This is a genomic window from Brevundimonas sp. AVps23W (genome assembly GCF_058681395.1).
Map to the genome: position 1 here is coordinate 2,184,539 of NZ_CM178738.1, position 19,843 is coordinate 2,204,381.

Sequence of the window (19,843 nt, forward strand, 5' to 3'; positions counted from 1 at the left end):
AGACCCGGATGCAGCACGACATCGTCATCATCGGCGGCGGCGCCGGCGGGCTTGAGCTCGCCGCCCGCCTGGGCCGGAAGTTCGGCCCGCGTGAGGGCCGTCAGCGCGTTCTGCTGATCGACCGTTCGATCTTCCATCTTTGGAAGCCCAGCCTGCACGAGGTGGCGGCCGGATCGCTGGACAGCCATCAGGAGGGCCTGTCCTATCCCGTCCTGGCCCGACGCAATCATTTCAGCTTCGCTTTCGGCGACCTGACGGGTCTCGACCCGACGAGCAAAACCCTGACTTTGGGCGAAATCCTGGATCAGGATGGCCTGGTTTTGGTCAAGCCCCGCAGCTTGTCGTTCAACACACTGGTCCTGGCGATCGGCAGCGGTTCGAATCTGTTCAACACGCCCGGCGCCGCCGAACACGCGCACCTGCTGGAAGACGTCGCCGACGCCGAGGCCTTCAACAAGCGCCTGACCGCCGCCTTCCTCGCCTCCGCCTATTCCGACGAGCGGACACTGAACATCGCCATCGTCGGCGCCGGGGCGACCGGGGTCGAACTGTCCACCGAACTGATCGAGGGGCACGACGAACTGTCGGCCGGCCTGACTCCAAACCAGAAATTCGACCTCAACGTCACCATCGTCGAGGCTGCGCCCCGCATACTGGGCGGCCTTCCCGAGACCGTCTCGGCCAAGGCGGCTCACGCCTTGGAGGCCAAGGGCGTTCGGCTGTTGACGGACGCCAAGGTTGATGCCGTTCACGCCGGCCGGCTGGACACCTCCAGGGGCCCGGTCCCGGCCGATTTGATCGTCTGGGCGGCCGGGGTAAAGGCGGCCGAGTCCAACCGCGATCTGGGCCTGACCACCGGCCGCATCAACCAGTTTGTGGTGGACGACCATCTCCGCACTTCCGCCCCCGGCATCTATGCGATGGGCGACTGCGCCGAAGCGCCGGGCCCCGAAGGCCGCCCCGTCCCCGCCCGCGCCCAGGCTGCCGCTCAGCAAGCCGCCTATCTGGCCAAGACTTTGTCCAATCCGTCGCGCGATCCAGGCCCTTACGTCTATCGCGACAAGGGCTCGCTGGTGTCCCTGGGCGGCGATCGCGGCGTCGGCTCCCTGATGGGCAACCTCGGGGGTCCGAACTTCCTGATCGAGGGGCTGGTCGCCAAATGGGCCTATATGGCCCTGCACCTGGACCACCACCGCGCCATTCTGGGCGTGCGCCGCACCGCCTTGCTGGCCCTGTCCCGCCTGCTGCACCGCCGCGTCTCCGGCCGCCTGAAGCTGCACTAGGTTTCAGACCTCCGGGAGCGGCCTCAAAGGTAGCGCAGTTCCTGCAAGTCGACATCTCGGACCATTCGGCGCGCCGTGACCTCGTCCAACTGTCGCGACCGCGCCATCCGGATCAGTTCGTCGCGTTCGGCGGCAAGGCCTGCCAACCAGAGCCGGCGCTCTACATCGTCGATCTTGCGCGCCAGAACCGCGTCGTCCTCCTCCGTGCGAGTATGGGTCTCGATGCGTCGGCGATAAACTTCCATGATCCGGCTGGCGATGTCGGAATAAAGATCGGGGTTTGTCTTTCCCTCCGCCATCGCATGGGACGCGTCCTCGACGGCGCGGAGCGCGGCCGAGGCGGCGGCGACCCGGCCCCGGTCCACCTCCCGCTCCTGTGACGGCTCGGGCGGAAGCTCGACCCCCTTCATCAGACGCGGCAAGGCGAAGGTCGCCACTAGCAGCGAGACGATGATCACCCCCGCCGCCAGGAAGATGGCCAGGTTCCGCGACGGCATCGGCGACCCGTCCGCCAGCGCGAACGGCAGGGTCAGAATACCCGCCAGAGTAATGGCCCCGCGCACGCCGGCCAACGACATCACCATCGTAAGCCGCAGCCCCACCTTGGGCGGTGGCCCTCGATGCGGCCGCCGAAACAGCGTCAGCCTTAGCGAGGTCCAAACCCAGGCGAAGCGCAATGCGGCCAGCGCGGCGACGATGGCGAAGACATAGACGGCCAGCCACCAGACTTCCGGTCGGCTGGTGCCTCGCACCACCTCCGCCGCGCGCGCCATGATAGAAGGCATCTGTTCGCCCAGGATCACGAAGATGATGCCGTTGGCCACGAACTGGACTGTATCCCAGACCACACTGCGTCGGATGCGGGTCATGGCCAGAGACTGGCCGCCAATCCCGCCGGCCCGCTCGGTAAAGCTCATGGTCACGCCCGCCGCGACGGCCGCCAAAATGCCTGAGGCCTGCAGTTCCTCAGCAACCAGATAGGCGGCGAACGGGATCAGCAGGCTGATCAGGATTTGCGCGCCCACGTCCTCGCCCCAGCGCCGACTGACGAAGGCCTTGGCGGAACTGATGCCCATGGTGACCAACACGCCGACCGCCACCCCGACCAGCGCCAGCCAGGCGAAGGTCCCCACGGCGCCGCCCACGGAAAAGGCCCCGGTGGTCGCCGCCGCGACCGCGATCCGCATGCAGGTCAGACCGGAGGCGTCGTTCAGCAGCGACTCGCCCTCGAGAATATGCATCAGCCGCTTCGGAATCGGCGCGCGCGCGGCGATCGCCTTGACCGCGATCGGGTCGGTCGGCGACAGGATGGCGGCCAGGGCGAAGGCCACCGGCAAAGGCATCTCCGGGATCATCCACCAGATGAGGAAGCCAAGGCCGATAACCGTGAACAGCACCAGGCCCAGGGCCAACTCCAGGATGACCGCCCGGTCGCGTAGCAGGGCTTCCTTGGGGATCCGCCACCCGTCCAGAAACAGCAGGGGCGGCAGGAACAGCAGGAAGAAGATATCCGGTTCCAGATCCACCGTCGTGCCCGTCGCCAGGACGATGGCGGCCCCCAATCCTATCTGCACCAGCGGCAGGGCGATGCGCGTGATCCGTGCGACCGATCCCGACACCACGACGGCCAGAAGCAGCAGCAGCACGGTTTCGATCAGATGCATGGGTCAGTCGGCCAGGTCAGGATAAAGACGCTCGAAACGCCCAAGCGCCGCAGGATGAAGCCGCACTGTGACATGGGTGCGCCCTTCCGCGTCAGTGTCGCGGAACGTCACCCGCCCATGCTCGTACAGCCAGGCCAGGGCCTCGCCCTGCTCGGGCTCCAGCCGCAGCCGCGTCTCCGGATCATCATCGATCAGTCCGGCGATGGTCTGGCGCAGCGGCTCGATCCCCTCGCCCGTCCAGGCGGAAACCGCGACCGCCTCGCCGTCCTTGGCCAGCCGTTCGGCCTGCCCCAGCACGGCCTCGCGCGCTTCGTCGTCCAGCAGGTCGATCTTGTTCCAGACCTCCAGCACCCGCCGGGTCTTGCCCTCGGGCGTCTCGATCTGTTTCAGCACCATCTCGACGTCCTTGGCCTGGGCGTCGCTGTCGGCCGAGGCGATATCGCGGACGTGCAGGATCAGATCGGCCTCGCCCACTTCTTCCAGGGTGGCGCGGAAACTCTCGACCAGTTCGTGGGGCAGGTCCGAGATGAAGCCTACGGTGTCCGCCACGATGGCCGGCCGGCCTTGCGGCAGGCGGATGGTCCGTTGGGTCGTGTCCAGGGTGGCGAACAACAGGTCCTTGGCGAAGACCTCGGAACCCGTCAGCCGATTGAACAGAGTCGACTTGCCGGCGTTGGTGTAGCCGACCAGGGCGATGGTCGGGAACGGGACCTTCTGGCGCTGCTTGCGGTGCAGGCCGCGCGTGCGGCGCACCTCTTCCAGCTCGGCCTTCAGCCGCACGATCCGGTCGGCGATCAGACGCCGGTCCAGCTCAATCTGGGTTTCGCCAGGACCGCCGGTCGAGCCGGTGCCGCCCCGCTGGCGCTCCAGGTGAGTCCAGGTCCGCACCAGGCGCGACCGCTCATAGTCCAGCCGCGCCAGTTCGACCTGCAACCGGCCTTCCTTGGTCCGCGCGCGGCGTCCGAAGATTTCCAGGATCAGGCCGGTGCGGTCGATGACCTTCACCTCCCACGCCTTCTCCAGATTGCGTTGCTGCACCGGGGTCAGGGCGTCGTCGATGATGACCGCCTCCGCATCGGCTGCGCGAACCAAGGCGGCCAGTTCCTCGACCTTGCCGCTTCCGAACAGGGTGGCAGGCATGGTCCCACGCAATCGCACGATCTCTTCAGCGCGCACGTCAAGGTCCAGCGCGCGGGCAAGGCCCACGGCTTCCTCAAGGCGCTCGCTGGCCAGCCGAGGGCTGTCGGTGCGTCGATCAGGATGGATGACGACCGCCCGGATCAGCGGGACGGCGTGGTCGATCAGTTTGCTGGTCAATCAGTCTTCTTCGGCGTCGGGCTCGTACAGTTGCACGGGCGCGGACGGCATGATGGTGGAGATGGCGTGCTTGTACACCAGCTGGGACTGGCCATCGCGGCGCAGCAGCACACAGAAGTTGTCGAACCAGGTCACGATTCCCTGCAGCTTGACCCCGTTGACCAGGAAGATGGTCAGCGGCGTCTTGGTCTTGCGGACCGAGTTGAGGAAGGTGTCCTGAAGGTTCTGACGTTTGTCTTGCGACATGGCAGGTTTTTCCTGTTCTTGGTTGTTCGTCGCCATGGGAGCGGCGTCGGGGCCGAATGGCGGCCGGAGGCGACCTTAAACGCCGCCTCCATCCTCCGGCAACGCCCTAAATGGCCTCTCGGCGCGCCTGATCAAGATAGAGCGCGCGCAGCTTCAGCGTAATCGGCCCCGGCTTGCCGTCGCCGATCCTGGTTCCGTCAATCGAGACCGCCGGGGTGACGAAGGCGCCGGCGGCGGTGAAGAAGGCTTCCCGCGCTCGCTTGGCCTCTTCGACACTGAACGGACGCTCGTCCAGTTCGACCCCATGTTCCTTGATCAACTCCATCAGGGTGGTGCGGGTGCAGCCCCTCAGGATGTTGGCCTGGGTGTCGCGGGTCCGCAGCTTGCCGTGCTCATCGACGATCCAGGCGTTGGTAGACGAGCCCTCGGTCACCAGCCCCATGTCGTCCACGAACCAGGCCTCATAGGCGCCGGCTTCGCGCGCCGCCTGTTTGGCCAGGATGTTGGGCAAGAGGCCGACCGTCTTGATGTCGCATCGCCCCCAACGGATGTCGGGCTGGGTCAGGACGGCGACGCCCTTTTGCGCCTGGGCCTCTCCACGCGCGGGCGAAATCGACTTGGCGGTGACGATGACGCTGGGCGGCGTGCCCGGCGTGGGGAACGGATGGTCGCGACGCGCCGTGCCGCGTGTGACCTGCAGATAGACGATGCCGTTCTTCACCCGATTGCGGCGGACGGTCTCGCGCAGCACCCGCGTCAGGGACGCCACCGACATGGGGATGTCGATGCGCAACTCGTTCAGGCTGCGGTGCAGGCGGGTCATATGGCCGTCGAAATCCGCCAGCCGACCGTCGAACACGGACCAGACCTCGTAGACGCCGTCGGCGAACTGAAAGCCCCGATCCTCAATATGGACCACGGCCTCGCCATGCGGGCTGTAGGTTCCGTTGACATAGGCGACGCGGGACATCAGGCCGGATCTTCCTCTTCCCCGCCGCGGGCGGGCGACACGCCCAGCGACTTCAGCTTGCGGTGCAGCGCCGATCGTTCCATGCCGATGAAGGCTGCGGTCCGCGAGATATTGCCGCCGAACCGCATGATCTGCGCCGCCAGATAGTCCCGCTCGAACACTTCACGCGCCTCGCGCAACGGCAGGGCGATGGTGCGTTCGGCGCCCATCGAGGACGCACCACCGTTCGACGTCGCCACCTCCTGCGGCAGCATGTCGGCGGTGATCGGCTCGTTCGGATCGCCCGTCGCCAGGATCAGCAGCCGTTCGATGTTGTTGCGCAGCTGTCGGATATTGCCCGGCCACGGATGGACCTGCAGCACCGCCACCGCATCATCGCCGACGATGCGACGCGGCAGACCTTGCGAGGTGCTGATGGTCTCGACGAAATATTCAACCAGTTCGGCGATATCCTCGCGCCGCTCCGACAGGGCCGGCACGCGGATCGGCACCACGTTCAGGCGGTGGAACAGATCCTCGCGGAACCGCCCCTCGGCGATCTCGGCCTTCAGATCGCGTGAGGTCGAGGTGACGACCCGCACATCGACCTGCACGTCCTGCTCGCCGCCGACACGGCGGAAACGCTGATCGACCAGGACGCGCAGGATGCGGCTCTGGCTCTCGCGCGGCATGTCGCTGATCTCGTCCAGATAAAGCGTGCCGTTGTGGGCCCGTTCGAACACGCCGATCTTGCGCGGGCGGCCGTCCTGCCCCTCTTCCCCGAACAGTTCGACGTCCAGACGTTCGGGCGTCATCCCGGCCGCCGAAATGGCCACGAATTCGGCTCTGGCGCGGGGGCTGGCCTCATGGATCTGGCGCGCGACCAGTTCCTTGCCGGAACCGGCCGGTCCGGCGATCAAGACCCGGCTATTGGCCTGGGCCACCTTGGCGATAGTGCCGCGCAGGGCCTGGGCCGCCTGCGACCGGCCGATCAGGCCGGACGGCGTCATGGTCTGCGCTCGCAGCCGTCGGTTCTCGCGCTTCAGCGTCGCCGCCTCGATGGCCCGTTCGACCACGACCACCAGCCGGTCCGACTTGAACGGCTTTTCGATAAAGTCATAGGCGCCGCGCTTCAGGGCCGTCACCGCCGTCTCAATATTGCCGTGGCCCGAGATCATCACCACCGGCAGGTCCGGATCGATCTCCTTGACCACCTCCAGCAGCTCCAGCCCGTCCAGACCGCCGCCCTGCATCCAGATGTCGAGGATCGCCAGCGACGGCTTCCTCGCGCGGATCGCGGCCAGGGCCTCGTCGGAGTTGGCGGCCACGCGCACGGCGTGCCCCTCGTCCTCGAGCAGGCCCGAAACCAGATCGCGGATGTCCGCCTCGTCGTCGACGACCAGAATGTCGGAACCGGTAGGTCGCATCTTGCCTCGCTTATTCGGCGACGATGGTCTGGAGCTTGCGCTCCGTCACGTCGCCGGTCTTGCCGTGGGGTTTCAGGGGGAAGATCAGGCACACGCGCGCGCCGCGCAGGGTCTCGGCATCGGCCAGCTTCAGCTCGCCGCCGTGGTCCTCGCAGATGCGTTTGACGATGGCCAGGCCCAGGCCCGTGCCCTTCTCGCGCGTGGTGACATAGGGTTCGGTCAGACGATCGCGATCCTTGGCCGGCAGGCCGATCCCGTCATCCTCGACTTCGAAAGTCGCCGTGCCGTTTTCGATGACCAGCGAGGCGATGATCCCCGGCCTGTCCGATGCTGCCGCCTCGCCGTCCGCCAGACGACGCGCAGCGACGGACTCGCCGGCGTTCTTCAGGATATTGATCAGGGCCTGCCCCACCATCCGGGCGTCGCAGCGCAGGCTCGCCTTGGGCAGGGGCTCGTGCATCTCGACCACGATATCGGCGGCCGCGACCCTCTGGGCGAACACGGCTTCGCGCAGCATCTCCGCCGGGTTGGCCGAGCCGAAGCGCGGCGCCGGCATACGGGCGAAGGACGAGAACTCGTCCACCATCCGGCCGATGTCGCCGACCTGGCGAATGATGGTGTCGGTGCAGCGGTCGAAGATTTCGACCTCGTCCACCTTGTCCCGGTATTTCCGCTTCAGCCGCTCGGCCGACAGCTGGATCGGCGTCAGCGGGTTCTTGATCTCGTGCGCGATGCGCCGCGCCACATCGCGCCAGGCGGCGTTGCGCTGGGCCGTCACCAGCCGGGTGATGTCGTCGAAGGTCAGGACCATCTCGCCGCCCTGACCGCCTTCGATCCGCACCCGCAGCCGGAAGGTCTCGCCACCCCGGCTGATGTCGATGTCCTCTTCGATATGAGCCTCGACCCGTCCCACCAGATCACTCAGCTCAGGCGACAGGGCCGCCAGTTCGTGACCCAGCACCGCCTCCTCCTCGATGTGAAGAAGCTGCAACGCGCTGTCATTGATCGCGGACACGCGCCCGCGTCGATCCAGGCCGATGACGCCGGCGCTGACCCCGGACAGGACGGTCTCGATGAACCGGCTTCTATCCTGCGCCTCGTCGCTGGCGGCCTTCAGCGCCGTCTGCTGGGCTTGCAAATCGCCCGTCATTCGATTGAAGGCGTCCGACAGGGTCGCAATTTCGGCTGGCGCGCCGTCGCTGTCCACCCGGGCGCTGAAATCACCGCCCGCCACCTGATCCGCCGCCTTCACCAGACGGCCGATGGGCGCTGAAATACTGCTGGCCGCCGACATGCCCAGCCACACGGCCCCGACCAGCACCAGCAGGGCCGTCTCCAGATAGCTGAGGACGAAGGCCGACTGAATCCGCGACCGGCTCTCGCTGGCCTCGCGATAAGCCTGGATCGACTGGTCGGACGCGTTCATCCGGGCGATCAGACCGTCCTGAAGCGGTCGCACCAGATAGAGATAGGCGTCGCCATAGGCCGGCAGGGCGATCAAGGACCGCACCGTATCGGGATGTTGCGTCACGTCCGTTGGCGGCTTCCCACCTTGGGCGGCGTCTTCCAGATAGGTGAGCGGGGGGGCCAAATAGGGCGGTGCATCCGGGCGTTCCGCGCGCGCCAAAACTTCACCTTGCCCGTTCAAAATATAGATCGCCGGATAGCCGAATATTTCACCGACCTGGGCCAGAGCGTCGTTGAACTGGATCCGGTTGCCGAACAGACCTTTCGCGCTGCTCAGTTGTTCGGAGATCGTCACGAGGTCCGCATCCACGGCCGAGGCGACGTCCTGCACATAGGCTCGCCCCACCACGGCGCCGTTCTCGACCGAAGCCTGGACATTCTGGCTGAACCATTGGTCCACGCCGCGCGTCACCAGCACCCCGAAAACCAGCGCGATCAGCACCGCCGGAATCACGGCCACCATGGAGAACAGTGCGACAAACCGCAGGTGCAGTCGCGCCCCCGCTTCGCCCGTACTGCGCGCCAGGGTCAGAACCCGACGACCGACGATAAAGGCGAGGCCCGAGATCAGCGCCAGATTGGCGAGCAGCACGAACAGCACCAATTGGCTGCTCGAACCGCGCGCTGCCCCCGATGTCGCGCCAGGCGCCACCGCCACCAGCCAAACAGCCGCTGCGGTGATCACTACGGCTATGAAATAAGCGAATCCGAAGCCGGCTCGCGATCTTTCAACGTCGAACCGCCCCCAGAATGACTCATCGTCCGACACCCGGTCGGTTCGAGAGGCCACGTCTGAAGGCGTATCCGTCATGCCACAGCAGTGTCGATCAACTGTGGCGCATTTTCAACAACAGACTTAGCTCTATCCGGCAAATTCCGCCGCCAAAGCTCCGCCATGGCCGCCTCGACCGCCGACGGCTCGTCCAGCCGGCAAATTCTTGCCTTGGCCTCCCTGCGGTGTTGCGGATCAGCCGGCCAGGGCGCCTGTTCGATGTACCAGCCCAGGTGCTTGCGGAACATCTTCAACCCCAGCGGCAGACCGTAGAACTCCGCCGAGGCCCGCAGGTGTTCGACGACGATGGCCAGCCGCGCCTCCGGCCCGGGTTCTTCCAGCGACACCCCGTCGATCAGCGCCCGCTCCAGATGCGCCGCCAGCCAGGGCCGCCCGTAGACCCCACGCCCCAGCATCAGACCGTCCGCGCCCGACTGCACCAGGGCCTCGCGCGCATCATCCGCCGTCAGTATGTCGCCGTTGACGATCACGGGAATGCCCACGGCCGCCTTGACGTCCGCCACCGCGTCCCAGTCGGCCTTGCCGGTATAGAACTGCTGGCGTGTGCGGCCGTGGACCGTCACCGCCTTAACCCCGATTTCTTCGGCCCGCTTCGCCAGTTCTGCGGCGTTTCGGCTATCGTCGTCCCAGCCCAGCCGCATCTTGACCGTCACCGGCCGACCGGTCGCCTGCACCGCCGCCTCCATGATCCGGCAGGCCAGGTCCGGCGTCCGCATCAGGGCCGATCCGGCGGCCGAGCCCGTAACCTCCTTGGCGGGACAGCCGAAGTTCAGATCGACGATGTCCGCGCCCGCCTTCTCAGCCATGCGCGCGCCCTCGGCCATCTGGCCCGGATCGCGCCCGACCAGCTGAATCACCGTCAGCGGCAGGCCGGCCCCGACGGCGGCGCGTCGCACCACGTCGGGCCGTTCGCGCGCCAGCTCCTTGGCCGCCACCATCTCGGTCGCCACATAGGCCGCGCCCAGTTTGGACGCGAGCACGCGGAACGGCAGGTCGGTGACGCCGGTCATGGGCGCCATCAGCACCTGCCCCGGCACCGTCACGTCGCCGATCTGTAAGGTCTTGGCCATCTCCGCCTTTCGCAGCATCCGAGGCCGCCTCGTCAAGCACCACCGAGGCGGTTTGATGGTTTCGCCCGCCGACGGCGCGCTTTAGAAGGCCGTCATGACTTTCTCGGGCATTATCGTCGCGGCCGGTTCAGGCTCGCGCGCCGGCGGCGACAAACAATGGCGCACCCTGGGCGGAAAGCCCGTGCTGCGCTGGTCGGCCGAGGCCCTGCTGAACGCGGGCGCCGACGAACTGGTCATCGTGGTCGCGCCCGGCGCAGAGCCGCGCGTGACCGAGGCCCTGGCGGGCCTGTCCAACTGGCGCGCGGTCGCGGGCGGCGAGACCCGCGCCCAGTCCGTCCGCGCCGGCCTGGCCGCCCTGACGGGCCCCGCCGACCAGCCGGTCCTGATCCACGACGCCGCCCGCCCCCTGCTGGAGCGCGCCGTCATCGACCGCCTGATCGCCGCCCTGTCCGACGCCGATGGCGCCCTGCCCGCCCTGCCGGTCGCCGACAGCCTGCGTCGCGGCGCCGAGGGCTTGATGGCCGGGGTGGTCGAGCGCGACGGCCTTTGGCGGGCCCAGACGCCCCAGGCTTTCCGTCGCCAGACTATCGAGGCCGCCTACGCCGCCTGGACCGGTCCCGACGCCCCGACGGACGAAGCCGTGGTGGTCGAACGCCACGGCGGACGCGTCGCCCTTGTCGCGGGCGACCCGCGCCTGATGAAACTGACCTATCCCGAGGATTTCGCCATGGCCGAGGCCCTGTTGTCGCAAGCGACCCACTATCAGACCCGCATCGGCTCCGGCTACGACGTCCACCGTTGGGCCCCCGGCGGGTCGGTCTGGCTGTGCGGGATCGAGGTGCCGCACGACCAGACCCTGATCGGCCATTCCGACGCCGACGCCGGGCTTCACGCCCTGACCGACGCCCTGCTGGGCGCGATCGCCCAGGGCGATATCGGCGATCACTTCCCGCCGACCGATCCGAAATGGAAGGGCGCCTCTTCCGACCTCTTCCTACTTCACGCCGCCGAGCTGGTCGCCGCCCGTGGCGGCCGCATCGTCAATGTTGACGTGACCCTGATCTGCGAACGCCCCAAGGTGAAACCGCACCGCCAGGCCATGCGCGAACGGATCGCCAGCCTGCTGTCGCTTCCGCTGGACGCCGTCAGCGTCAAGGCCACCACGACCGAGGGCCTGGGCTTCACTGGACGCGGGGAAGGCCTCGCCGCCCAGGCCGTGGCCACGGTCGAGATCCCCGTTCCCGCCTAGACCTTACCGCGCGGAATACTGAATCTGGCGGACCAGCGACCCGAACAGATTTACATAGTCGTCGGTCCACGGCCGCACCTCCGTCGCCTCCAGCCTGCGCCAGCGCGGGTCCGCCCGATAGGGCGCCATGGCCGCCTCCGACTTGCCGATGACCAGGCCCTCGGTCGAGGATTCGGACATCTGCACCGCCTCGCCCCGTTCCATATAGATCTGGTGCAGGGCCGGCGCCTTCAGGGCCGCCGCCGCCGCCTCGGCTGGCAGGGTGATCTCCAGGTTCCGGTTCGACAGGTGCAGCACCACCACCCCGTCCGGCTTCAGCAGGCGCAGATAGCCGGCGATGGCCTCGACCGTCAGCAGATGGGTCGGCACCGCGTCCGAGGAGAAGGCGTCGATGATCAACAGGTCATAGCTGCCCGGCGCCTCCTGCCCCATGGTCAGACGCGCATCGCCCAGCACCGTCCGCACCGGCCCCTGGGCGCATCCGTTGATGAAGCTGAACCAGTGCGGATCACGCGACAGCCGGTCCACCATCGGATCGATCTCGAAGAAGGTCATCCGGTCCTGAGACCGCTTGTAGGCGGCCATGGCCCCGGCCCCCTGCCCCACAACGCCGATCACCGCGCCTTGCGGGTGTCGGTCATGGGCGATCAGACCCGCCTGTCCGATGGGCGTAGTCGTGGCGTAATAGAGCGTCGGCAGGCAGCGATACCGCTCAGACTGGGCCTGGGCGCCGTGCAGGGTGGTGCCGTGCATCAGCACATGAACCGGCCCGTCCAGGCCCTCGATAGTGGTGCTGGCCACCCGCATGACGCCGAAGAAGCTGCGCTCCGTCAGCGTCCAGTCATAGCCCCGCGCCACATGATAGCCGGACCAGACCATGGCCCCGATGACCACGGTGAACATGACCGCCCGGTCGCGCAGCAGGAAGGCGAACAGGGCCGCGATCCCCAGCACCGCCTGGGCGATCCTCACCAGCTCCGCATCCGGAACCTTGGCGCGAATATCAGGCGCATAGCGGACCAGGGCCAGTCCCAGCGGCCCGGACAGGGCGATCAGCACCCCGGCCACGCAGGCGATGATCTCCCACGACCGCATCTCCCGCCCGCGCCACGGCCGGAGCAAGCCCACAGCGACCAGGACCAGCGGATACTCCCACACCATGTTGAAGATCACCGGCGCGATCAGGGCGTTGAACACCCCGCCCATAACCCCGCCCAGCGACAGCAGCAGATAAAACTCGGTCAGCCGCCCCGGCGCCGGCCGCCGCTCAGCCATCAGTTGGTGGCACATCAGGGCGCTGAAGAAGAAGGCCGTCAGATTGACCCCGAAGACGAACAGCCACTCGGTCGTCCTAAAAGCCGCCAGGGCCGCACAGGCCGCCAACACCCCCGCTTGGATCGCCAGGGTCAGGTAGATCGGAATGACCGGCCGCGCCTGGAAGGCGATAACAAAAGTCAGCAGATACAGGGCCAGCGGGATGACCCACAGGAAGGGCGCCGAGGCCACGTCCGTCGATAGATGCGCCGTCACCCCCAGCATCAGGCTGGACGGCGCAGCGGCCAGCAGAACCAGCAACCCCTTCTCGCGCCAGGCGATGCGGGGCCCGGCTTCCAGTCGCGCCGGTTCAGCCGCCACCGCCTCGCGCCGCCGCCACGCAAAGACGCCCAGCCCCGCGACCATGACCACGAACAGCCCATACCCCAGGCTCCACCCTCCCCTCTGCCCCGACAGGCTGACCAAGGGCTCAATCAGGACCGGATAGGCCAGCAGGGCCAGGAAACTTCCCAGGTTCGAGGCGGCGTAAAGCACATAGGGGTTGCTGCCCCCCGGCGTACCATCACCGGCCGTGACCCGGGCATACCAGGCCTGCAACAGCGGCGCCGTCGCCGACAGAACTGCGAAGGGAACGCCGATAGACACCGCCAGGGTCGCCAGCAGCCAGACCGTCGGCGCCGACGGATCGGGATCGCCCGCGATCAGCAGCAGGCCCAGATGGACCGCCGCCTGAAGACGCATCGATCCGATCTTCTGCAACAGGTGGGCATAGAGATAGCCGGCCAGCAGCGCGGTCTGGAAGAAGACCATGGCCGCATTCCACACCGACGGCGATCCATCTGTGGACGCCCCCTTCAGCGCAAGAGTGAATCCGAGAGTTTCTGACACGTAGTCGGATGCTGCCATCTGTCCGGCCTGTACTGCGGCGGCGTACCGTCGCTGGCCTATATGGGAGTTCGCGGATCCGGTCCAAATCACCCAAAGCGTGCTCGAGGCACGGTGGAAAGCCCTGGTTTTCCTGATCCCGTCTCGCCGACTGTCGCGCCATATGCTCCTTCGCTCATCCTACGCTTCGACGTCTCGCGTTCGTGCTGGCTAGGCCGGCACGCCCGGAGCTCGGTAGACATCGCCCTTGGCCATGAGCGCCCAGACGATGCGGGCGTTCTTGTTGGCCAATGCGACGATGACCAGCATCTTCGGCTTTCGCGCCAGCATCTGGTCGAGCCATGACCCTGCCGGCGCGCCTCGGATGGCGGCCTGTTTTATGACGGCGCTGGCCCCGATGGTCAGAAGCCGTCGAAGTGTTCGCTCGCCCATTTTGGTGATCGCACCGAGCTTTTGCTGGCCACCGGTGGATCGCTGTCGCGGCGTGAGGCCCAGCCAGGCGGCGAAGTGGCGCCCGCTCTTGAAGGCTTCATGGGAGGGAGCGAGGGCGACCAGAGCCGTCGCCGTGATCGGACCGATCCCCGGGATGGTCATCAATCGACGTGCGACCGGATCATGCCTGGCGCGCGAGGCGATCTCCGCGTCGAGCACAGCGATCTGCTGGTCGAGCGTTCGCAGGGTCGAGACCAGAACCAGCAAAATGGTGCGCGCGGCGGGCGGAAGCGCTTCGGCCGGATCCTCGACGCGTGCGATCAGGCGCTCGACGTGCGGCACGCCTTTGGGAACGATCCAGCCGTACTCCGCCAGATGGCCACGCAGGGCGTTGATCGTCTGGGTGCGCTGACGCACCAGCAGGTCCCGAGCACGAAACACGACGCTGCTGGCCTGCTGCTCTTCCGGCTTGAGCGGCACGAACCTCATGCTGGGCCGTTGCGCCGCCTCACAGATCGCCTCGGCGTCGGCCATGTCGTTCTTCTGCCGCTTCACGAACGGCTTTACGTAGACCGGCGGGATCAGCCGGACTGTATGACCCTGGCGGGTCAGCTCTCGACCCCAGTGATGGGCGCCCGCGCAGGCCTCCATCGCCACGACACAGGGGCGAAGGCCTGCAAAGAACGCCAGCAAACGTCCTCGCCCCAACTTCTTGCGAAACACCACCTCGCCCCCAGCATCCGCGCCATGCGCTTGAAAGATGCTCTTGGCGAGATCCAGACCAACAGTGCTAACCTGTCCCATGGACGCCTCCTTCGAGTGTTGTTCAACACCCTCACTCTGGCACATCGATGCCGTCGGGGGGCGTCCACCCCATCACCCAGGGTCGGCAGGATCAGCTTGGTCGCCATCGGCTGGACCACAAAGACCAGACAGGCCGAAGTGAAGACGGCGATGGCGAACAGGAGCGCGGTCGCCTGCGGGGCACCGTCACGGGTCGGGACTTGGGCCTGGGCCACATCGCTCATGGCTCTGGTTAGAGCGGGACTCGCAGCCTATGAAAAGGCCATGTTCCCGCAAGACATTCAGCGCCTGGCGCAACAGATCGTCGCAACCTCGACCGCGCGCGGCCTGATGCTGGCGACCGCCGAAAGCTGCACAGGCGGCCTGGTCGCCGCCGCCCTGACCGCCGTCCCAGGTTCATCCACCGCCCTGGACCGGGGCTTCGTCACCTACAGCAACGAGGCCAAGCAGCAGATGCTGGCGGTGCCCGAGGCGACGCTGATCGCCCATGGCGCCGTCTCCGAACCGACCGCCCGCGCCATGGCCCAGGGCGCCGTCGCCCACTCCCGCGCCGCCGTCAGCGTCGCCGTCACCGGCATCGCCGGCCCCGGCGGCGGATCGCCTGAAAAGCCGGTCGGTCTGGTCCATTTCGCCGCCCAGGGTCCGGGCGGCCTGATCCATCGCCGGGAAACCTTCGGCGACATCGGCCGCGACGCCATCCGCACGGCCGCCGTCCGCGTGGCCTTGGAGATGCTGGCGGACCGGCTCGCCTCGTGACCGAACCGCGCCTCGTCGATGCGCGTGGCCATGTCTGCCCGACGCCCAGCCTCAAGTTGATGAAGGCCATGGACGGCGCCCCGGCCGGAACGGTCTTCGTCCTCCTGGCGACGGACCCCATGGCGCGAATCGACGTGCCCTATCTGATGACCCAGAAGAACGGCAGCTTGCTCGACGTTCAGGAGACCGAAGGCGTGATTCGCCTCACGGTTCAGACTGGCTGAAGGCCGGTCCTACGGTCGCGACCGGCGGCTGGCCCGACGCTCGGACAAATCGACCACATCGGCCGGAGCGCTCGGCGGCGTGACCTTGTCCTTCGCCTCGGCCTCGGCCGCGATCTCCATTTCGGTGGCGAAGGCGCCGCCGTAGAAGATGGCGTTGATGTTCCACGACAGCCAGATCAGCAGCACCACCACGGCGCCGACCGAACCATACGTCGCCCCCAACGGCGCGATCTGCTCCACATAGATGGCGCACAGCCAGGACGAGACGACCGACATCAGCGTCGCCACGAGACCGCCTGTGACCGCCGGCAACCAGGCGACACGCGAACTGTGGCTCATGGCGTAGCGGTAAAGCAGCGTCAGTCCCACCACGAGCCCCATCGCGGGCAGGCAGGCGTCCAGCGGCATCAGTCCGCCGCCGAACTGTTCCGCCGCCGATGACGTCGTGTGCGCCAGGATCCGCGCCGTCACCACTGCCCCCGACACCACGGTGAACAGGGCGAAGGCGAAGACGGCGACGAAGAAGGCCAGCAGGTTGAACTTGAAGAATCCGTGCGGCTCGGTCTCGTCGTGGATCAGGTTCAGACCCGCCAACAAGGCCTTAAACCCCCTGTGCGCCGCATAGGCGCCGACGATCAGGGCAAAGGCGCTCTGCGCCGACACCGTGCGCGCCGAGGCATTGGTCAGCCGCGTGATCTCATCCTGAAAAATCGTCTGCGCCGCCTGAGGCAACAGGTCCGACAGCGCCGCAGCCTGGGCGCTGACCTCGCTGATCGACAAACCCAGCTTGTAGAAGCCGATCAGAATCGCAATGGCGGGAAACACAGCCAGCAGGGCGAAGAACGACACCCCGCCCGTGTACAGCATCACGTCGCGCCCCCAGCTTCGGGCAAAGGCGCGCACCGCCAGCCCGCCCCAGAATCCGGGCGCCTTCAGAACCGTGCGGGTCAGGTGATCACTCAAGCCGGTTCTCACAGCTGTTGAACAGGCGACTTAACCTAGAGCATTCCTTCGCCGAGGAAAATCCCACCCGGAAACACCCGTCTATCCCCGCTCCAGACGCGCCGAGACATTGCTTCATTAAGGGGCGCCTCGCTATGGTCGGACAGCCTGTACGGGCAAGGGGCGCACGGACGTCCGGGGGAGACGACCAACTTGGCTTTCGACGCGCGTGTATTGATCCTGGCGGCACAGGACGGCCGGATCGGGCCGCTGGCGGCCGGACTGGACGCCCTCGGCTGGACGACCGTCACCGCGCGCGACCTGGCCGCAGCCGAAGCGACGCTTCAGGACTTCCCGCTGGACGCCGCCGTGATCGATTTCGATTCGTATCAGGACGACGCCATCACGCGGCTGCGCGCCGCCGCCCAGCCGCGCAGCCTGCCGGTCATGGTGGTCGGCGCGCCGCGCGGTGCTGCGGCTGACGCGGACCTCGCCGTCACCACCCCGCCCCATCCGGCCCAGGCGGCCCTGCGTCTCGAACAGATGACCCGCGCGGCCGTGGCAGAAGAGGAGTTCGACCTTCGCTGCACCACCTTCGCCGCGCGTGGCCTGGATCTACAGCCGGACGGCGCCGACCTTTCGCCCTTGCGAGTTCTGGCCGCCGGCGTGGCGGAGCGCCGCTTCCTGGCCCTGTCGAACGCCCTGACCTCTGCCGGGGTCGAGGTCGTCGCCGCCCCCACCCCCTACACCGCCTTCGACTATCTGCACGAAAGCCCGTTCGACGCCGCCGTCCTGTGGGGGGCCAAGGATCACGCCCCGGCCCTGTCCATCGCCTCGGGCATGAAGCGCAACACCCGCCTCTATCACATCCCCCTGATGCTCTATCTGCGCGGCGGCAGCGAGATGAGCCTGGACGAGCTGTTCAACCGGGGCTTCTCCGACGTCGCCACCGCCGACACCCGTGAAGACGAAACCGCCGAGCGCCTGCTGGCCCTGGCAAAATCGCACCGCCGCTACCTGACCATCCGCAAGGCGCTGGATTCGGTTCGGGGCCTGGACGTCATGGACGCCACGACCGGCCTCTTCACCCCGGAACTGTTCGCCGCCCATCTGGCGCGGGTCGCCGACGCCTCGCGCGCCCGACGACGTCCCCTCTCAGTCTGCGTGCTGCGGGTGCGTGAGAACGAGGCTGTCGCCTGGGCCCGCCAAGGCGGCTGGCTGGACCGCGCCCTGCCCCAGATCGGCGCCATGGTCTCGCGCCTGGTGCGGGTCGAGGATACGCCGGCCCGCCTGGCCAAGGAGGTCTTCGCTCTGGCGCTGCCGGCCACACGCGGCGAGGCCGCCCGCCTGGCCGCCGAACGGATCGCCGCCGTCATCGGCTGCACCGCCTTCGACGCCGGCCCCGACCGCTCGCCCTTCGTCGCCGAGTTCGACGTCGGCGCCGCCGAAATGCGCCCCGGCGAATCCGCCGGCGCCCTCCTCGAACGCGCCTCCGCCGACTTGTTCGACAAGACGCGGTAGGGGTTGGCCATCGCCCTCGCCCCATCGGGCGGGCGCCGCGAGATGTAAAATTGCGCGCCGTAACGATTTAACCGGCCGAGATCGGCGCCTAAACTAAAGCGTGCTTTCAGCCCTAGCGGACATTCGTTTTGGCCAGACGCCTACGCAACCAAATGGTCCGAACCACGAGGATCAACCCGAAAACGGCTCCTGAGGCATAGCTGGCGAGATGCGCATACGCTGCGGCCGAGAACGGAACGTGTTTGTTCTCTGGAAGCACAGCGCCCCAGAAACCTGGAGCGGCGAAAGCTCCAGACCAAACTAGAGCAGCGCCAAGCAACCCAGCCGCCAACGCCACAGCCCCGCACACCCCCATCATAAGCAATATCGGTCGTCGAAGCGCGCGGAGAGGGATTGTCGGCGCACGACCGACCTGGGCGGCTAAGGCAAGCCCCACCCCCAACGCCAAGCCCACCCACCACGTTGCGAGAATCCCCCAACCAATTGCCAAGAGGAACGGAGAATTCGTTGGAAACACTGGTGGATGAGCGAAAGTGAAATACTCAACACACAAGTGCGCAGTGACTTGATCGTGAATGATGCCGTAGATGATGGCGGCGCATGTCGAAAACGCGACAATCTTCAAGCCCTCGTTCACACGTCCCACGACTTGCCCCTCAACGTTCAGCTGCAGTTACTCGCGAAGAGACATTTCCGCCAGCTACCCCATTCGAACTCTGGGGTGTCAGCTCGTGGGCGATCTCTTTGAACGTCTGGTTTCAGCGGTGACGCCCAATTCGCAAATCGACCCGTTGCGGACATTGCTGCACCGCCGCTGTTGTGTAGGATCAGCGCATATGACCCAGAGGAACAGCGATGCCGAAATACAAGGTCGAATGGGACTTCGGCGACAGAAAAGCCCAACTCGGCACGCTGGTGTTTAATGATGACGAAGCGGCCATTTCGGAAGTTACCGAGCTTTGTCGTCAGGAAGGTTTAGGAGCAACCATTATGCGTCCTGATCGGAAGCTAACGGTCGCCACCATTGACCGAGCGCACGACAGCTGACCATCCTTCACCGGCCGGTCCGCTTTTGGACCGAAAGGTCGCGACCGCGTTCGACCCGTTGCGGACAGTCCGTCTGTCCCGCACAATTGTCGGATGACAGTTCAAATCGCCTGCGCCTGCTGCGGACGACCTCTCACCGGACAATGCGAGTGGGGAGCAGAGGGCGACTACGACCGTACCGCTGTTGATCGAAACCCAGCTGTTCCCAAGGGCGTGCTGATCCGCTTGCGCGGCCAAGACGCCGTCGATGTATTCCAGGGCGACCAGATCGTAGGGCGCAAAGTCCATTCTGAGCCTGGCGCGATTGCCTCCAACCCCGAGGACGTTCTGACCGACAGTATGGTTTCCGCTGGTGCGGATAATGGCTGTTGCGGATCGGACGGGTGCGACGGACCGAACCGAGCGTGCTTGTGCGGTTCAATGGTCGCCACGCAGTGGAGCGACTGCTGGACACAGGCCGAGGTTCGATTTCTGCCTGATGCGGTGGCCGCG

At 66.7% G+C, this 19,843-nt stretch carries 16 protein-coding genes; 6 read left to right on the forward strand and 10 right to left on the reverse strand.

The window, feature by feature from the left end; genetic code table 11:
- The first annotated feature begins 8 nt into the window (after positions 1-8).
- Positions 9-1,283 carry an NAD(P)/FAD-dependent oxidoreductase gene (locus ACW177_RS10655; protein WP_492025695.1) on the forward strand — a complete coding sequence of 425 codons (1,275 nt, stop codon included), beginning with the start codon at positions 9-11 and terminating at the stop codon, positions 1,281-1,283.
- A 23-nt stretch (positions 1,284-1,306) separates the two neighbouring features.
- Here ACW177_RS10655 and ACW177_RS10660 read toward each other — a convergent pair whose 3' ends face one another.
- The 7 genes from ACW177_RS10660 to dusB form a co-directional block, all read right to left on the reverse strand.
- Complete coding sequence (locus ACW177_RS10660) at positions 1,307-2,947, reverse strand: Na+/H+ antiporter (protein ID WP_492025696.1); 1,641 nt, start codon at positions 2,945-2,947, stop codon at positions 1,307-1,309.
- 3 nt (positions 2,948-2,950) lie between these two features.
- A complete protein-coding gene (gene hflX, locus ACW177_RS10665; RefSeq protein ID WP_492025697.1) occupies positions 2,951-4,264 on the reverse strand; it encodes a GTPase HflX in 1,314 nt (437 codons plus the stop codon).
- Positions 4,265-4,510 carry an RNA chaperone Hfq gene (hfq, locus tag ACW177_RS10670; RefSeq protein ID WP_003164861.1) on the reverse strand — a complete coding sequence of 82 codons (246 nt, stop codon included), beginning with the start codon at positions 4,508-4,510 and terminating at the stop codon, positions 4,265-4,267.
- Positions 4,511-4,616: 106 nt separating this feature from the next.
- Entirely contained in the window at positions 4,617-5,480 is an 864-nt protein-coding gene (locus tag ACW177_RS10675) for a D-amino-acid transaminase (protein WP_492025698.1), read from the reverse strand.
- Positions 5,480-6,886 carry a nitrogen assimilation response regulator NtrX gene (ntrX, locus tag ACW177_RS10680; RefSeq protein WP_492025699.1) on the reverse strand — a complete coding sequence of 469 codons (1,407 nt, stop codon included), beginning with the start codon at positions 6,884-6,886 and terminating at the stop codon, positions 5,480-5,482. The genes ACW177_RS10675 and ntrX overlap by 1 nt, the downstream gene beginning before the upstream one ends.
- A 10-nt stretch (positions 6,887-6,896) precedes the next feature.
- Positions 6,897-9,164, reverse strand: a complete 2,268-nt coding sequence (locus ACW177_RS10685; protein WP_492025700.1) for a sensor histidine kinase NtrY-like — start codon at positions 9,162-9,164, stop codon at positions 6,897-6,899.
- Complete coding sequence (dusB, locus tag ACW177_RS10690) at positions 9,161-10,216, reverse strand: tRNA dihydrouridine synthase DusB (RefSeq protein ID WP_492025701.1); 1,056 nt, start codon at positions 10,214-10,216, stop codon at positions 9,161-9,163. Before dusB ends, ACW177_RS10685 begins: the two co-directional genes overlap by 4 nt.
- A 94-nt stretch (positions 10,217-10,310) precedes the next feature.
- Here dusB and ACW177_RS10695 point away from each other — a divergent pair, with 94 nt between their 5' ends.
- Positions 10,311-11,465, forward strand: a complete 1,155-nt coding sequence (locus ACW177_RS10695) for a bifunctional 2-C-methyl-D-erythritol 4-phosphate cytidylyltransferase/2-C-methyl-D-erythritol 2,4-cyclodiphosphate synthase (protein WP_492025702.1) — start codon at positions 10,311-10,313, stop codon at positions 11,463-11,465.
- A 3-nt stretch (positions 11,466-11,468) separates the two neighbouring features.
- Here ACW177_RS10695 and ACW177_RS10700 read toward each other — a convergent pair whose 3' ends face one another.
- A complete protein-coding gene (locus tag ACW177_RS10700; protein WP_492025703.1) occupies positions 11,469-13,628 on the reverse strand; it encodes a spermidine synthase in 2,160 nt (719 codons plus the stop codon).
- A gap of 207 nt (positions 13,629-13,835) precedes the next feature.
- Positions 13,836-14,861 (reverse strand): IS110 family RNA-guided transposase, encoded by a 1,026-nt coding sequence (locus tag ACW177_RS10705; protein ID WP_492025704.1) that lies wholly within the window; start codon positions 14,859-14,861, stop codon positions 13,836-13,838.
- Between the two features lie 264 nt (positions 14,862-15,125).
- Between ACW177_RS10705 and ACW177_RS10710 the strand changes: the two genes are divergently transcribed.
- Together ACW177_RS10710 and ACW177_RS10715 are read left to right on the forward strand one after the other, a co-directional pair.
- Complete coding sequence (locus ACW177_RS10710; protein WP_492025705.1) at positions 15,126-15,617, forward strand: CinA family protein; 492 nt, start codon at positions 15,126-15,128, stop codon at positions 15,615-15,617.
- Positions 15,614-15,841 carry a sulfurtransferase TusA family protein gene (locus ACW177_RS10715; RefSeq protein WP_492025706.1) on the forward strand — a complete coding sequence of 76 codons (228 nt, stop codon included), beginning with the start codon at positions 15,614-15,616 and terminating at the stop codon, positions 15,839-15,841. The genes ACW177_RS10710 and ACW177_RS10715 overlap by 4 nt, the downstream gene beginning before the upstream one ends.
- A 9-nt stretch (positions 15,842-15,850) precedes the next feature.
- Here ACW177_RS10715 and ACW177_RS10720 read toward each other — a convergent pair whose 3' ends face one another.
- Positions 15,851-16,708: a YihY/virulence factor BrkB family protein gene (locus ACW177_RS10720; RefSeq protein ID WP_492028106.1), complete on the reverse strand. Its 858-nt coding sequence runs from the start codon at positions 16,706-16,708 to the stop codon at positions 15,851-15,853.
- A 288-nt stretch (positions 16,709-16,996) separates the two neighbouring features.
- On the opposite strand from ACW177_RS10720, the gene ACW177_RS10725 reads away from it, so the two are divergent.
- Together ACW177_RS10725 and ACW177_RS10730 are read left to right on the forward strand one after the other, a co-directional pair.
- A complete protein-coding gene (locus ACW177_RS10725; RefSeq protein WP_492025707.1) occupies positions 16,997-18,304 on the forward strand; it encodes a diguanylate cyclase domain-containing protein in 1,308 nt (435 codons plus the stop codon).
- Between the two features lie 855 nt (positions 18,305-19,159).
- Positions 19,160-19,351: a hypothetical protein gene (locus tag ACW177_RS10730; protein ID WP_492025708.1), complete on the forward strand. Its 192-nt coding sequence runs from the start codon at positions 19,160-19,162 to the stop codon at positions 19,349-19,351.
- Positions 19,352-19,843 lie beyond the last annotated feature (492 nt).